The following is a 13,880-nucleotide window of genomic DNA, read 5'->3' as shown; positions in this document are numbered from 1 at the left end:
ACCGGGAAATAGCACCGCCGCCCGGGGGGCTCTGCGCGCGCCAGGCCTGCACGGCAAGCCACGCGAGGTAGGCCGCCCCGGCATAGCGGATCGCGTCAAGCGCGCGGGGATAGGCGATCAGCAGCGCCGACAACCCCGCCGCCGCCATCGCGACATGCACGACGATGCCCAGCTGCACGCCCAGCGCGGCGGCCATGCCCATGCGCGGGCCACCGGCGATACCGCTGGCCGAGACGAAGACGAAATCCGCCCCCGGCGTGATGTTCAGCAACAGCCCGGCCCCGGCGAAGGCGGCAAGCAGCGCGGGGTCGAACCCTGTCAGCACCTCCCACATGCCGCCGCCTCAATACACGGGCGGGGCGATCACCCAGATCGCCACGCAGGGGGTGTCATGCGGGTTGGCCCAGCAATATTCTTCCCCCCTGAGGCGGAAGCTGTCCCCCTGGCCTATCGTGAACCATCGCGGCCCGATCCTGAGCTCGAGCGTGCCGGACACGACATACCCGACTTCCCGTGTCGGGCGCGCGGCTGGCGCCTGCATTTCCGAGCGGGGGTGGAAAGTGGAGTGGATGACCTCGAAATCATCCGTCAGGTCGGGCGAGAGCAGCTCCTCGACCAGCCCTTCGCCGCATGACCCCAGGGGCCGCCGCGCACCGGCGCGCACGACGTAGCCCTGCTCGGCGGCCGGGGCGCTGGCGCGGGTGAACAGGAGCGAGATCGGCACGCCCAGTTCATGCGCGATCCGGCGCAGATCGGAAATCGACGGCTCGGACTTGTCGCGCTCCACCTGGCTCAGCCAGCCGACCGAGCGGCCCAGCGCCCGGGCGAGGGCCGACAATGTCAGCCCCCGCGCCTTGCGCAGCGCCCGAAGGTCGGCGCCCAGCGTGCGCGCCCCGGTGATCCTGTCCTGTTCCATGCGGCGGCGCACCTTGTGAAAATTCCACGGCAGGTTTCACGGTGCGGCGTGGAAGTGAAAAAATCAAGAGGGGTTTCATCCGGCGTCACGGCACCAGGTCGGACTTGCGCCATACGGCCCGGTCGCGGCACCGACGCGTTGCGCACACGGATTTTACGGGATCCGGACAATCACGATGGCGGGCCCGGGTGTCGCCCGAATACGCCGGACAGGATCTTGGCCAGTGCGCGGGCGTCCTCCGCGTCGAAGGCCGCGAACCGTTCACTGTCGATATCCAGCACACCCAGCAACGTCCCCTCCCGGTCCTGCACCGGCAGAACGATTTCGGACCGCGTGGAACCGGAACAGGCGATATGGCCGGGAAACGCGGCCACGTCGGCCACGACCTGCGCCGCCAGCGTGCGCGCCGCGGCACCGCAGACCCCGCGCTCGAAGGGAATGACGAGACATCCGTGCCCGCCCTGGTAGGGGCCGATCTTCAACAGCCCGGGCGCCGTGACGCGGTAAAAGCCTGTCCAGTCGAACCGGTCGTCAGCATGATGAAGCTCACAAGCCAATGTGGCCATCAGCGCGACATCGTCCGTTTCGCCTTCCGTCAGCGCGTCGATCACTCGGCCGGTGGCGTCATAGTCGATCCGCATGGTCATGCTCCCCGTCTGCCCCGGAAGCGAGGGGCCAGCCCCTCGCGCTCCCCGGGGTATTTGTCCCAAGAAGAAGTCACAGACGTTCAAGCGCGATGGCGGTGCCTTCGCCACCACCGATGCAGATTGCCGCGACGCCGCGTTTCAGGCCTCTTTTTTCGAGAGCGTTCAAGAGGGTCACCATGATTCGTGCACCGCTGGCCCCGATCGGGTGTCCGAGGGCGCAGGCGCCCCCGTTGACGTTGACCCTGTCCCGGTCGAGCCCCAGCTCCCGCATGAAGGCCATGGGCACCACGGCGAAGGCTTCGTTGACTTCCCAGAGGTCGACATCCTCGGGGCGCCAGCCGATCGAATCGAGGAGTTTCCGGGCCGCCGGGACCGGCGCGGTGGTGAACCAGCCCGGGGCCTGTGCATGGCTGGCATGGCCCGCTATCCGGGCACGGACGTTCAGGCCGTGCCGGTCGGCCGTATCCCGCCCGGCCAGTAGCAGCGCCGCAGCACCGTCGCTGATAGAGCTGGCATTGGCCGGCGTCACCGTTCCGTCGGAGCGGAAGGCCGGCTTGAGATGGGGGATTTTCTCGGGCCGCGCCTTGCCCGGTTGCTCGTCCCGCGCGATGGTCGTCTCACCCTTTCGGCGCTTCAGGGTCACCGGCGTGATCTCGTCCGCGAAGGCGCCATCGTGCTGCGCCCGGAGGGCGTTTTCCAGCGAGCGGATGGCGTAGGCGTCCTGTGCTTCGCGCGTGAACCGGTATTTCGCGGCGCAATCCTCGGCGAAGGTACCCATGAGGCGGCCCTTGTCATAAGCGTCTTCAAGGCCGTCGAGAAACATGTGGTCGATCGCGTCGGCGTGGCCCAGCCGGGCGCCGGCACGCATCGCGGGCAGCAGGTACGGCGCGCATGACATGCTTTCCATGCCTCCCGCGAGCATGGTGCCCGCTTGCCCGAGGGCGATCCTGTCAGCGGCCATCATGGCGGCTTTCATGCCCGATCCGCACATCTTGTTGAGCGTGGTGGCCGGGACGTCCTCGCCGAGGCCCGCCATGAACCCGGCCTGCCGCGCGGGCGCCTGCCCCTGCCCGGCAGCCAGCACGCAGCCCATAAGCAGCTCATCGGCCGTCGTCGCGCCGGCGTCGGCCAGTGCGGCCCTGATCGCGGCCCCGCCGAGAACCGGCGCCGCGACGCCGGCGAAATCCCCTTGGAAGCCGCCCATCGGTGTGCGCGCGGCGCCGGCAATCAGGACCTCTTGCATCGTCTTTTCCTCCTTTTGTCATCACCTGCATACCGAATGGTAACCAATTCGGTCCACCCTGCCCCGGCATTACCACGAACAGAATGCGAGACAGCCATGGAACTGACCAGCGTCTGCAAGAACGACATCAACCTCGTCAAGGTCGGCGAAGCGCGGATAGACGCGGCCGCGGCGATCCGGTTCAAGGACGCGATGCGCGCGGCCACCGGCTCGGGCCCGGCGCATGTGGTGCTCGACCTGTCCGAGGTCAGCTTCATCGATTCGAGCGGGCTGGGCGCCATCGTCGCCGCCCGCAAGCAGTTGGGGCCGGAACGCCGGCTCGATCTCGCGGGGCTGACAGCGGACGTGGCGAAGGTTTTTGGCCTGACGCGCATGGATACCCTTTTCACCATTCATGACAACGCCGGCTGCCTGTTCGAGCCCGGGCAAGACTGATCCGTGTCAGGTCCGGCCGCAGACCCCCTCGGCCCACGTCGCGGGACGACGGGGTTCTTTTTGAGCACGATCGCGACGACCGCCGGTATACGCTGCCTTCTGTCGGACCTGCGGACACGACTCGAGGAGGCCGGCCTGTCACCGGAAACATGCGGCACGGTCGAGATCGTGCTAGCCGAAGCGCTGAACAACGTCGCCGAACATGCCTATCCACCTGACAGCCCCGGACCCGTTCATGTCCGCGTGGTGATCCATCAAGAAGGGCTGACCTGCGAACTGACGGATGCCGGCCGCGCGATGCCGGGGCTTGTCGTGCCCGCGGGAACACCCCCGGACACCGAGGGCCCTTCCAGCACGCTGCCGGAGGGCGGGTTTGGCTGGCTGCTCATCCACAGCCTGACCACGGATCTGGATTACGACCACCGGAACGGGCACAACCGGCTGTCATTGACCATATCCGCCTGACACGTGCCCGCCACAAGACCGCGCGCAGGCCAGACGTCGCACAATTGCCCGATTTCCAGCGAAAATCAGCCTCATTGCGGGATCATACACAGCATCGTAGCTGCAAGAAGCTTCCCTCGGCGTCGCGTTTTAACAGCCCCCACCCAGTACGTGGCGCCGAGGTTCCTCTTTTCCCGCAATAGACTTTTCAGGCGATTGGCAATCCGCGCGGTGTCGCTTACTGTCCGCAGCCAAAGACAGGAGGCTTCATGCGCGATTTCCAATTTCCGGGCCGCTCGCCCGTTCTTGCGACCAACGGCATGTGCGCCACGTCGCATCCGCTTGCGGCCCGAACGGCGGTCGACATGCTTGCGCGGGGCGGCAACGCCATGGACGCGGCGATTGCCGGCGCGGTGCTGTTGGGCATATGCGAACCCCAGATGACAGGGATCGGCGGAGACGCCTTCGTGCTGTTCCACAAACCCGGCGAGACCGACGTGCGGGCCTTCAACGGATCCGGCCGCGCGCCAACCGGGGCGTCCGCGGCGGCATTGCGTGACGCCGGGCACGAAACCGTGCCGGTGCACTCGGCCCATGCCGTTACCCTGCCGGGCGCCGTCGATGCCTTCTGCCAGCTTTCCGATGCGCATGGCAGGCTCGGCCTCGATACGATACTAGCCCCCGCGATCCACTACGCGGACGAAGGCGTGCCCGTTGCCCCACGGGTGGCGTTCGACTGGCCTGTTGCCGGCAAGTGCCTGCAGGGGCACGGGCTGAGCCATTACAGTGAGGGCGGCAAGCCGCTGCAAACCGGTGACATCTTCCGCGCGCCGGGTCAGGCCGACGTATTGCGGCGGATCGCCCGTGACGGACGCCGCGCGTTTTACGAGGGCGAGGTGGCCGAGGACATGCTGACGGCGCTGACCGCCGCCGGCGGCACGCATACGGCAGACGATTTCGCCAACACACGTGGCGCGGAGACGACGCCGGTGGCGGGCGACTACGGCGGTGCCCGGTTGAGCGAACACCCGCCGAACGGACAGGGCGCCACCGCGCTGCTGATGCTCAATATCCTCAAGCATTTCGACATTGCAGCAATGGATCCCCTTGGTAGCCAGCGCGCCCATATCGAGGCGGAGGCGACCAAGCTGGCCTATGACGCGCGCAACCGGTTCATCGCCGACCCGGATCATACGGCGCGTCTGGACCACATGCTTTCCCCGGAAACGGCGGCCCAGCTTGCCGCCCTGATCGACCCGGGCAAGGCCATGCCGGCCGCCGCGCCGCTGACCGAGGCGGTACATCGCGATACGGTCTACATCACCGTGGTAGACAAGGACGGCATGGCGGTGTCGCTGATCTACTCGATCTTCCACGGCTTCGGCTCCGGGCTGGCATCCGGGAAGTTCGGAATACTCTTTCAGAACCGCGGCGCGGGGTTCACGCTCCAGCCCGGGCATCCGAACGAACTGGCCGGCGGCAAGCGGCCGATGCACACGATCATTCCCGGCATGTTGTCCGAAAACGGCCGCGTGATGATGCCGTTCGGCGTGATGGGCGGCGCCTATCAGCCCTGCGGCCATTCACGCTTCGTGTCCAACCTGCGCGATTTCGGCATGGACCCGCAGACGGCGATCGACGCACCGCGCTGTTTTTCGGATAGCGGGAAACTCAAGGTCGAGCGCGGCTACGATGACGCGGTCAGGCGCGAACTTGCCAGCATGGGACATGACGTTGTCACGCCCGACGAGGCGATCGGCGGGGCGCAGGCCATCAACATCCGTTCCGACGGGGTTCTGGAAGGCGGCAGCGACCCGCGCAAGGACGGCTGCGCCCTCGGCTATTGACCTGTTGACGGCCCTCAGCATTGCCCTGCCCGTGCATCTTGGGCGGGGCGGCAACGGCGCCCGGTTCGGGCTCAGTTCAGCTGGAAATGAAGCGGGTAGTGTCCGTCCTCGAAAGGTCCGAACAGGTCCGGGATGTCGGGATGATCGACCGGCTCGCCCGAATAGTCGGCGATCAGGTTCTGCTCGCTCACGTAGGCTACGTAATAGCTTTGGTCATTCTCGGCCAGCAGGTGATAGAAGGGTTGTTCCCGCTCCGGCCGGCTGTCCTCGGGAATGGAATGATACCATTCCTCGGTGTTCGAGAATTCCGGATCGACATCGAAAACCACGCCGCGGAACGGGTGTTTCCTGTGCCGAACGACCTGACCCAGATGATATTTCGCACGTGTCTTCAACATAGCAGTCAGCCCCTACAGGTGCAGACTAACTGTTTCAAGTCCGGTTTGTCCAACCGCGCCCCCAAAATTTCGCCGAAACAGTTTGTGAACCGCGACGTTACAGTGGCCCCGGTTTTCCACTACGGTCAGGCGGTGCGCGCGTGCCCCGCCAGCCCCGAAACCGGAATTCCCGTTTCCCTCCGCCACCGCTTTCCGCTAAACTGTCGGAAAAAGAACAGGAAGCGAGAGGCATATGAGCAGAACTCTTCGCGCAATGATGATTATCCTGCTGCTTGGATCCTGCGGCGGGGGCAGCGGCCCGCCGCCGCGAGACCTCGATGATGCGTGCAGCATTCTCGACGAGCGGCCAAGATACGAGCGCGCCTTCCGGGCCGCCGAGCGTCGCTGGGGTGTGCCGGTGCATGTCCAGATGGCCACGATTCACCAGGAAAGCAGGTTCGACGGCACCGCGCGAACGCCGTTTCGATACATGCTCGGCGTGATCCCGATGGGCCGACAAAGCTCCGCCTACGGCTACAGCCAGGCTCTGGACGGAACATGGGATGAATACCGCGAGCAAACGCGCCGCTTCGGCGCCCGTCGCAACGACATCCACGACGCGGCCGATTTCATGGGCTGGTACATGTCCAAGTCGAACGAAAGCCTTGGCATATCCATGAGCGACACGCGCAACCAGTACCTTGCCTATCACGAGGGGCGCACCGGTTTTTCCCGCGGGAGCCACAACCGCAAGGGCTGGCTGCTGCGCGTTGCCGACAAGGTGGCCGACAGGTCCCGCATGTATCAGGCCCAGCTCAGGGATTGTGGCGGCAGGCGCTTCGGCTTTTTCTGACGACGCGCCGCGCGGCCGGCCGCCGCGCCGTCACCGGTCCGGCGGTTCGACGCCCACACCGGGAATTTCGAAGCGTTCGTTGCGCAGGGACACGTCGGGCGTCAACTCGCCAAGGACGACGGTCGTGCGCCCGCCACCGCTGTCGTTGATCACCCATTGACGCAACTGCACGGGCGGGCCCGAAAAAACCAGTTCGATACTGCCGTATTCGGGATGCTCGGGGTCCTGCGCCCGGACTGTCGTGGTCTTGCCATCGCTGGCATGGCCCGTGACCATGCGCTCCCGCGTCAGGTCGACGTTCCGCGCAAGGATGATCTTCAGCGGCGTGCGGTTCAGCGGATAGGCCTCGGGGCCCGTATTGGATTTCGGATCGATGATTCCGACCCGGTCGCCATCGGCGATTACAAGCGTTTCCTCGGGCGGCGTGTATTCGAACCGTACCCGCCCCGGACGCTTGAGCAGGATCCGGCCCGTGCTGATCGACCCGTCATCATTGATCTGGGTGAAATCCCCGCGGGCGGTCTCAAGCCCGTTGAGATACGTTGAAATCTGCGCCAGCGACAGCTTCTCGGCCGCCGCGGGCAGGGCAAGGACCGCGCTCAGCACGGGCACCAAAAGGAAGCGCAACAGGGTCATGACATGTTATTTATGGGGGCGCGGCACGGATTGCACCACCCGGCAGGGCAAAATTTTCATCCGGGCCATAGCCCGCTTGCCGACCTATTGCTCGGGCACGAGGATTTCGCGCTTGCCCACATGGTTCGCCGCGCTGACCACGCCCTGCTCCTCCATCTGCTCGACAAGCCGCGCGGCCTTGTTGTAGCCGATGGCCAGCTTGCGCTGGATATAGGACGTGGAACACTTGCGATCCTTGATGGCGATTTGCACCGCCTGATCGTAGAGCGCGTCGTCACCGTCGGTGTTCCCGCCCGTTGACAGGCCGAGGACCTGATCGACGCTGCTGGCCTTTTCCTCCTCGGGGCCATCGACAACGCCGTTCACGTAATCCGGCGGGCCGTACGCCTTGAGATTGCTGACCACCTCCTCGACCTCCTCGTCCGAGACGAAGGGCCCGTGGCACCGGGTGATCTTGCCGCCGCCAGCCATGTACAGCATGTCACCCATGCCAAGCAGCTGCTCGGCGCCCATCTCGCCCAGAATGGTGCGGCTGTCGACCTTGGACGTCACCTGGAAGCTGATCCGCGTGGGGAAGTTGGCCTTGATCGTGCCGGTGATCACATCGACAGAGGGCCGTTGCGTCGCCATGATCAGGTGGATACCGCTGGCGCGCGCCATCTGGGCGAGCCGCTGGATGCAGGCCTCGATCTCCTTGCCGGCCACCATCATCAGGTCCGCCATCTCGTCGACGATGACAACGATGTAGGGCATCTTCTCGGGCGCGAATTCCTCGGTCTCGAACACGGGTTCACCGGTCTCGTCGTCGAACCCCGTCTGGACCGTGCGGCTGAACATTTCACCCTTGGCAAGCGCTTCCTCGACGCGGCCATTGTAGCCGTCGATATTGCGCACGCCCATCTTGGACATCTTGCGATAGCGCTCTTCCATCTCGGCGACGACCCACTTGAGCGCGACGACCGCCTTCTTGGGATCGGTCACGACGGGGCTGAGCAGGTGCGGAATCCCGTCATAGACCGAAAGTTCCAGCATCTTGGGATCGATCATGATGAGCCGGCATTCGTCCGGTCGCAGCTTGTAGAGAAGCGACAGGATCATCGTGTTGATCGCCACCGACTTGCCGCTGCCCGTCGTCCCCGCGATCAGCAGGTGCGGCATCTTGGCAAGGCTCGTCACGATCGGGTCGCCGCCGATATCCTTGCCAAGCGCAAGCGGCAGCTTGACGTTGCTGTCGTCGAAATCGCGGGTGGCGAGGATTTCGCGCAAGATGACCATCTCGCGGTTGTCATTGGGCAATTCGATCCCGATGACGCTGCGGCCGGGCACGGTGGAAACACGCGCCGCCAGCGCCGCCATCGACCGGGCGATATCATCGGCAAGTCCGATCACACGGCTTGCCTTGAGCCCCGGTGCCGGCTCCAGTTCGTACATCGTCACGACAGGACCCGGGCGGACGCTGACGATTTCGCCCTTCACGCCGTAATCGTCCAGCACGTTCTCCAGCATCCGCGCGTTTTCTTCCAGTGCCTCGTCGCTCAGGTGGTGACGCCGGATACTGGCCGGATCGGTCAGCAGGTTGAGCGGCGGCAGGTCGAAATCCGGCTCTGCCCCCTCCTCGAACTGAAGGGCGGGCTGTTCTTCCTCCATCGCCCGGCGCGAGGGCTGCGGCGCTTTCCTCGTGTCGTGCTGCACGACCTTTTTCGGCTCGGCCACGGGAATGCGCGGCTTCTCCGGGCGGCGGGATGCCGTATCGGCGTCCCGGGGCGGCGCGGGGTGGGCATCCGGCTGCGTCGGCGCGGCATCCGCCCCGGTCGGCACGCGCGGTGCACCGGTCAGCGGTGGCTCCGGCGGCAACTCTGCCGGGGGCGCGGACAGCGGTGGCTCCGGCGGCAATTCCTCGTGCCGGGCCGTGTTCAGGATCAGCGGATCCGGGCCTCGTCCGCGTCCCTTCGTCAACGGTGCGACGCTTTCCGACTGCACGGCCGGGTTCTGGCGGACCCGTGACTTGATGACATCGGCGACCGATGGCAACCCGCGCGAGACGCGCATTCGCGCCGCCTTGCCGCTGACCGAGGGCGAGTTGCGCACGCTGCATGGGAGCCGCATCGCCTGGCAGGATCACTGCGCCTGGTCGCGCCGCGAGGGGCGCGTTCTGACCCGGCAACAGGAGCGTTTCGGCGCGCTGGTTCTGGACGACCGCCGCTGGTCCGACGCCCCGCCCGAGGCCGTGGCCCGCGCCATGCTGGACGGCATCCGCGAGATCGGCGTGCAACTCTCGCCCGCCGCCGAGCGGTTCCGCGCCCGGGTCGCGCTGCTGCGCGCGCAGGACGACAGCCTGCCCGACATGGCGGACGCGGCCCTGCTGGCAGGGCTCGAGGACTGGCTGCTGCCGTATCTGAAAGGGGTGCGCAGCACGGCCGACTGGAAGCGGTTCGAAAAACTGCCCGCGCTGGAGGCCATGCTCGACTGGCCCCAGCGCAACCGGCTGGACCAAGAGGTGCCCGCGACATTCACGACGCCGCTGGGGCGCAGGGTGCCCATCGACTACGAGGGCGAGTCGCCGGAGATCTCGCTGCGGCTGCAGGAAATGTTCGGCCAGACCAGCCATCCGACGGTGGCCGGGCGGCGCCTGTGCGTGACGCTTTTATCGCCGGCCGGGCGCCCCCTACAGACGACGATGGACCTGCCGGGATTCTGGGCCAGGTCCTACGCCGACGTGCGCAAGGACATGCGCGGGCAATACCCCAGGCACCCCTGGCCCGAGGACCCGACGCAGGCCGATCCGACCCTGCGCGCCAAGCGTCGGGGCTAGCGGGGGCTCTGCCCCCGTCCGCGCCGTGGCGCGGACTCCCCCGCGGTATTTGACACCCGAAGATGCCGGGCCGAAGGCCGACCGACGCGCGCGGCGCGGGCCGATTGCGGCTGCGGATGGGACGCCCGGCCGCCTCGTTCACAGGCCCAGGCAGTGCCGCAGGATCGCCTTTTGCGCGTGCAGGCGGTTCTCGGCCTCGTCCCAGACCACCGAATGCGGGCCGTCCATGACCTCGGAGGTCGCTTCGTCGTCGCGGTGGGCGGGCAGGCAGTGCATGAAGAGCGCCTCGCGGTTGGCCGAAGCCATGAGGCCGGCGTTCACCTGGTAACCGCGTAGCTGGTTGTGGCGGCGTTCGCGGGCCGATTGCGGATCGTGCATGCTGACCCAGGTGTCGGTGACGACGAGATCGGCACCCTGCACGGCCTTGTGCGGATCGCGTTCGATCTCGACATTGACGCCTCTGGCGCGGGCCTCGTCTACGACGGCCTGTTCCGGATCCAGCGGTTCGGGTCCCGTGAATGTGAAGTCAAAGCCGAACTGGCCCGCGGCCTGGATGAAACTGGCGCAGACATTGTTGCCGTCGCCGGACCAGACGACCTTCTTGCCGGCGATGGGGCCGTTGTGTTCCTCGAAGGTCAGGATGTCGGCCATGATCTGGCAGGGGTGGCTGCGGTCCGTCAGCCCGTTGATGACCGGCACGTCGGCATATTCGGCCATTTCCAGCAGGGTCTGTTCCTCGAAGGTGCGGATCATGATTAGATCGACGTAGCGCGACAGGACGCGCGCCGTGTCCGCGATGGTCTCGCCGTGGCCAAGCTGCATGTCGGAGCCCGAGAGCACCATCGTCTGGCCGCCCATCTGGCGCACGCCCACGTCGAAGGAAATGCGCGTCCGGGTCGAGGGTTTCTCGAAGATCAGCGCCACCATCCGCCCGGCCAGCGGGGTGTCGTCATCGGGGCTGCCCCTGGGGCGGCCGTCGCGGCTGCTCTTCATCGCGGCGGCACTGTCGATGATCCGCCGCAACGCGGCTGCGTCGGTCTTGTCGATGTCAAGGAAATGGGTCATGTCGCTCTGCTTTTTTGTCTGTCGGACCGGGGGCCAGCCCCCGGACCCCCGGGATATTTCTGGCCAGAAGAAGTCACGCCCCCATTTGGCGGGCTGCGGCATCAAGCCGGGCCAGCGCCTCGGCGATGTCGGCGTCGGTGATCGTCAGCGGCGGCAGGAGCCGGACGACGTTGTCCGCGGCAGGGACCGTGAGCAGGGTCTCGGCATAGCCCGCTTGCACCACATCCGTATTCGCCGCCCGGCATTTCAGGCCGAGCATCAGCCCGGCGCCGCGCACCTGTTCGAAAATGTCCGGGTGGCTGGCGACCAGCCCGTCCAGGCCCTGGCGCAAGCGGGCGGCCTTGCGGTTCACCTCGGCCAGGAAGGCCTCGTCGGCGACGATCTCCATCACCTTGCAGCCCACCGCGCAGGCCAGAGGATTGCCGCCGTAGGTAGAGCCATGGGTGCCTGCGGTCATGGCCTGCGCGGCCATTTCCGTGGCCAATACCGCGCCCAACGGAAAGCCCCCGCCGATGCCCTTGGCCAGCATCATGATGTCGGGGGCCACCCCGGCCCATTCATGCGCGAAGAGCTTGCCGGTCCGGCCCATGCCGCATTGCACCTCGTCAAGGATCAGCAACAGGCCGTGTTCGTCGCAAAGATCGCGCAGACCCCTCAGGCACGGGTCGGGCAAGGGGCGGATGCCGCCCTCGCCCTGCACCGGCTCGATCAGGATCGCGCCCACGTCCGGCTGCGCGGCGGCGGCCCTGAGCGCTGCATGGTCGCCCCAGGGCAGGCTCTGGAAGCCGGGCAGGAGCGGACCGAACCCCCTGGTCATCTTTTCCGAGGCAGCGGCGGCGATGCCCGCGCCGGAGCGGCCATGGAACGATCCCTCGAAGGTCAGGATGGTGGTCCGGTCCGCGCCTTTGTCATGCCAGTACTTGCGGGCCATCTTGACGGCCAGTTCGCAGGCCTCGGTGCCCGAATTGGTAAAGAAGGCCGTGTCGGCGAAGGTGGCCTCGACCAGCATGTCGGCCAGTCGCTGTTGCGGTTCGATCCGGTAGAGGTTCGAGACATGCCAGAGCTTGCCCGCCTGGTCGGTCAGGGCCTGCACCAGCGCGGGATGGGCATGGCCCAGCGCGTTCACCGCGATCCCCGCGCCGAAATCGAGGAAGCGTCGCCCGTCCTTCTCGACCAGCCAGCTGCCCTCGCCCGACACAAAGCTGAGGGGCGCGCGGTTATAGGTGGGGAGAACGGACGGGATCATGAGAGAGAGGTCCTTGCTTGAAAGCCCGAGTGATGCCGAAAGGCCGGGCATTGGTCAACGTTATTGATCGGGGAAAGACGGACGCGCGTGGCGCCGCGGACGCAGGTTCAGCGTCGGCGGCGGCGGTCTGAGGTGTTCGGCGCATACGTCATGCGATGACGGTAAGCCAATCCGCAGGGTTTGGAAAGCCCTTTGCCGCCCCGGTGGCGGCAATCAAACCGCTCAGGCCTTGAGCCGGTAGCCCCTACGCAGCATCTGCCAGACGATACAGAGCAGAACCGTCGCCGCGCCAAGCACGACCACCAGCCCCAACCAGGGCGAGCTGTCCGACACGCCGATGGCCCCGTAGCGCACCCCGTCGATCATGTAGAAGAACGGGTTGAGATGGCTGATGGTCTGCACGACCGGCGGCAGCGCCTCGATCGAGTAGAAGGTTCCCGAGAGGAAGGCCAGCGGCGTGATGATGAAATTGGTCAGCGCCGCCAGTTGGTCGAACTTGTTGGCATAAATGCCGCCGATCATGCCCAGCCCGCCGAGAACCACGGACCCGGCCACCACGAAGGTCAACGACCACAACGGATATGGCCAGGGCACGTCAAGGAAAGCCCAGGCCCCGATGGCGATGACGACCGCCACCAGCATTCCCCGCGCCACGGCCCCGGCCATGTAGCCGGCGACCAGCTCCGCCGGCGACAGCGGCGGCATCAGCGTGTCCACGATATTGCCCTGCACCTTGGCCGAGGCGATGGAGGAGGAGGTATTGGCAAAGGCGTTCTGGATCACCGTCATGGTCAGGATGCCCGGCGCGATGAACTCGAGGAAGGGCACGCCCATGACATCGCCCCGGCGGCTGCCGATGGCGATGGTGAAGATCATCAGCAAAAGTCCCGCGTTGATCAGCGGCGCCATGACTGTCTGGGTCCAGACGTTCATGAAGCGCAGCACCTCGCGCCGCGCCAGGGTCAAGGTCCCCAGCCAGTTCACCGCGCCGAAACGGCGCACGCCCATTTCCGGTTTGTCGGTCATCCGCCCGTCCTTTTGGCCCTGATCCGCTTGTATCTGCCGTGTGTGTGCTTAGAATAGGATGCCGAGCCGAGATACAACCCCCCGCGCGGTGCCGCCCCGGCACCCGGGGCCAGACCGAGCGGATTGGAATCAGATGTCCTGGAACGACGAGCGCGTCGAGACCTTGAAAAAGATGTGGGGCGAAGGCCAGTCGGCCAGCCAGATCGCCAAGGAACTGGGCGGGGTGACCCGTAACGCCGTGATCGGCAAGGTGCATCGACTGGGCCTGTCCAACCGGGCCGGATCGGGCGCCGCCGCCCCGGCGGCGGGTGCCGCGGCCCCCGAGCCTCCGGC

General features: G+C 66.4%; 14 protein-coding genes and 2 pseudogenes. 6 read left to right on the top strand and 10 right to left on the bottom strand.

Features of this window, described 5'->3' with window-relative positions; translation table 11 throughout:
- From ACH107_RS23695 to ACH107_RS23680, 4 genes are all read right to left on the bottom strand, one after another.
- On the bottom strand, window positions 1–334 hold a 334-nt coding region (locus ACH107_RS23695), incomplete at its 3' end, for a LysE family translocator (RefSeq protein WP_412507946.1).
- Window positions 335–343: 9 nt separating this feature from the next.
- Window positions 344–916: a helix-turn-helix domain-containing protein gene (locus tag ACH107_RS23690; RefSeq protein WP_412507945.1), complete on the bottom strand. Its 573-nt coding sequence runs from the start codon at window positions 914–916 to the stop codon at window positions 344–346.
- Between the two features lie 170 nt (window positions 917–1,086).
- Complete coding sequence (locus ACH107_RS23685) at window positions 1,087–1,557, bottom strand: GAF domain-containing protein (RefSeq protein ID WP_412507947.1); 471 nt, start codon at window positions 1,555–1,557, stop codon at window positions 1,087–1,089.
- A 76-nt stretch (window positions 1,558–1,633) separates the two neighbouring features.
- Entirely contained in the window at window positions 1,634–2,806 is a 1,173-nt protein-coding gene (locus ACH107_RS23680; protein ID WP_412507944.1) for an acetyl-CoA C-acyltransferase, read from the bottom strand.
- Window positions 2,807–2,902: 96 nt separating this feature from the next.
- Between ACH107_RS23680 and ACH107_RS23675 the strand changes: the two genes are divergently transcribed.
- The 3 genes from ACH107_RS23675 (at window position 2,903) to ACH107_RS23665 (ending at window position 5,532) form a co-directional block, all read left to right on the top strand.
- Window positions 2,903–3,241, top strand: a complete 339-nt coding sequence (locus ACH107_RS23675) for an STAS domain-containing protein (protein ID WP_412507942.1) — start codon at window positions 2,903–2,905, stop codon at window positions 3,239–3,241.
- 60 nt (window positions 3,242–3,301) lie between these two features.
- Entirely contained in the window at window positions 3,302–3,706 is a 405-nt protein-coding gene (locus ACH107_RS23670; protein WP_412507941.1) for an ATP-binding protein, read from the top strand.
- 248 nt (window positions 3,707–3,954) lie between these two features.
- Window positions 3,955–5,532, top strand: a complete 1,578-nt coding sequence (locus ACH107_RS23665; RefSeq protein ID WP_412507940.1) for a gamma-glutamyltransferase family protein — start codon at window positions 3,955–3,957, stop codon at window positions 5,530–5,532.
- 71 nt (window positions 5,533–5,603) lie between these two features.
- On the opposite strand, the gene hspQ is transcribed toward ACH107_RS23665, so the two are convergent.
- The gene (gene hspQ, locus ACH107_RS23660) at window positions 5,604–5,930 is read right to left on the bottom strand and encodes a heat shock protein HspQ (RefSeq protein ID WP_412507939.1); all 327 of its coding nucleotides are present in this window, start codon (window positions 5,928–5,930) and stop codon (window positions 5,604–5,606) included.
- A 232-nt stretch (window positions 5,931–6,162) separates the two neighbouring features.
- Between hspQ and ACH107_RS23655 the strand changes: the two genes are divergently transcribed.
- Window positions 6,163–6,762 (top strand): lytic transglycosylase, encoded by a 600-nt coding sequence (locus tag ACH107_RS23655; RefSeq protein WP_412507938.1) that lies wholly within the window; start codon window positions 6,163–6,165, stop codon window positions 6,760–6,762.
- A 30-nt stretch (window positions 6,763–6,792) separates the two neighbouring features.
- Here ACH107_RS23655 and ACH107_RS23650 read toward each other — a convergent pair whose 3' ends face one another.
- Window positions 6,793–7,398, bottom strand: coding sequence for a LolA family protein (locus ACH107_RS23650; RefSeq protein WP_412507936.1), 606 nt, complete (start codon window positions 7,396–7,398; stop codon window positions 6,793–6,795).
- A gap of 84 nt (window positions 7,399–7,482) precedes the next feature.
- Window positions 7,483–9,357: pseudogene (locus ACH107_RS23645) on the bottom strand (DNA translocase FtsK); the annotation flags it as partial.
- 58 nt (window positions 9,358–9,415) lie between these two features.
- Here ACH107_RS23645 and ACH107_RS23640 point away from each other — a divergent pair.
- Window positions 9,416–10,210: pseudogene (locus ACH107_RS23640) on the top strand (ATP-dependent helicase C-terminal domain-containing protein); the annotation flags it as partial.
- Window positions 10,211–10,348: 138 nt separating this feature from the next.
- Here ACH107_RS23640 and argF read toward each other — a convergent pair.
- From argF to ACH107_RS23625, 3 genes are all read right to left on the bottom strand, one after another.
- Window positions 10,349–11,275 (bottom strand): ornithine carbamoyltransferase, encoded by a 927-nt coding sequence (gene argF / locus ACH107_RS23635; RefSeq protein WP_412507935.1) that lies wholly within the window; start codon window positions 11,273–11,275, stop codon window positions 10,349–10,351.
- 73 nt (window positions 11,276–11,348) lie between these two features.
- A complete protein-coding gene (locus ACH107_RS23630; RefSeq protein ID WP_412507934.1) occupies window positions 11,349–12,521 on the bottom strand; it encodes an aspartate aminotransferase family protein in 1,173 nt (390 codons plus the stop codon).
- Window positions 12,522–12,743: 222 nt separating this feature from the next.
- On the bottom strand, window positions 12,744–13,547 hold the full coding sequence (locus ACH107_RS23625) for an ABC transporter permease (protein WP_310692021.1): 804 nt from the start codon (window positions 13,545–13,547) through the stop codon (window positions 12,744–12,746).
- A 133-nt stretch (window positions 13,548–13,680) separates the two neighbouring features.
- On the opposite strand from ACH107_RS23625, the gene ACH107_RS23620 reads away from it, so the two are divergent.
- On the top strand, window positions 13,681–13,880 hold a 200-nt coding region (locus tag ACH107_RS23620; protein ID WP_412507933.1), incomplete at its 3' end, for a GcrA family cell cycle regulator.

It is taken from the genome of Roseovarius halophilus (ex Wu et al. 2025) (assembly GCF_047086965.1).
This window is presented reverse-complemented; position numbering and strand designations above follow the sequence as displayed.

What these genes read in the sequence shown, in the direction of transcription:
- ACH107_RS23690 (WP_412507945.1), bottom strand. Translation starts at nt 916, where the DNA reads ATGGAACAGGACAGGATCACCGGGGCGCGCACGCTGGGCGCCGACCTT.
- ACH107_RS23650 (WP_412507936.1), bottom strand. Translation starts at nt 7,398, where the DNA reads ATGACCCTGTTGCGCTTCCTTTTGGTGCCCGTGCTGAGCGCGGTCCTT.
- ACH107_RS23625 (WP_310692021.1), bottom strand. Translation starts at nt 13,547, where the DNA reads ATGACCGACAAACCGGAAATGGGCGTGCGCCGTTTCGGCGCGGTGAAC.
- ACH107_RS23665 (WP_412507940.1), top strand. Translation starts at nt 3,955, where the DNA reads ATGCGCGATTTCCAATTTCCGGGCCGCTCGCCCGTTCTTGCGACCAAC.
- hspQ (WP_412507939.1), bottom strand. Translation starts at nt 5,930, where the DNA reads ATGTTGAAGACACGTGCGAAATATCATCTGGGTCAGGTCGTTCGGCAC.
- ACH107_RS23685 (WP_412507947.1), bottom strand. Translation starts at nt 1,557, where the DNA reads ATGCGGATCGACTATGACGCCACCGGCCGAGTGATCGACGCGCTGACG.
- ACH107_RS23675 (WP_412507942.1), top strand. Translation starts at nt 2,903, where the DNA reads ATGGAACTGACCAGCGTCTGCAAGAACGACATCAACCTCGTCAAGGTC.
- argF (WP_412507935.1), bottom strand. Translation starts at nt 11,275, where the DNA reads ATGACCCATTTCCTTGACATCGACAAGACCGACGCAGCCGCGTTGCGG.
- ACH107_RS23630 (WP_412507934.1), bottom strand. Translation starts at nt 12,521, where the DNA reads ATGATCCCGTCCGTTCTCCCCACCTATAACCGCGCGCCCCTCAGCTTT.
- ACH107_RS23655 (WP_412507938.1), top strand. Translation starts at nt 6,163, where the DNA reads ATGAGCAGAACTCTTCGCGCAATGATGATTATCCTGCTGCTTGGATCC.
- ACH107_RS23680 (WP_412507944.1), bottom strand. Translation starts at nt 2,806, where the DNA reads ATGCAAGAGGTCCTGATTGCCGGCGCCGCGCGCACACCGATGGGCGGC.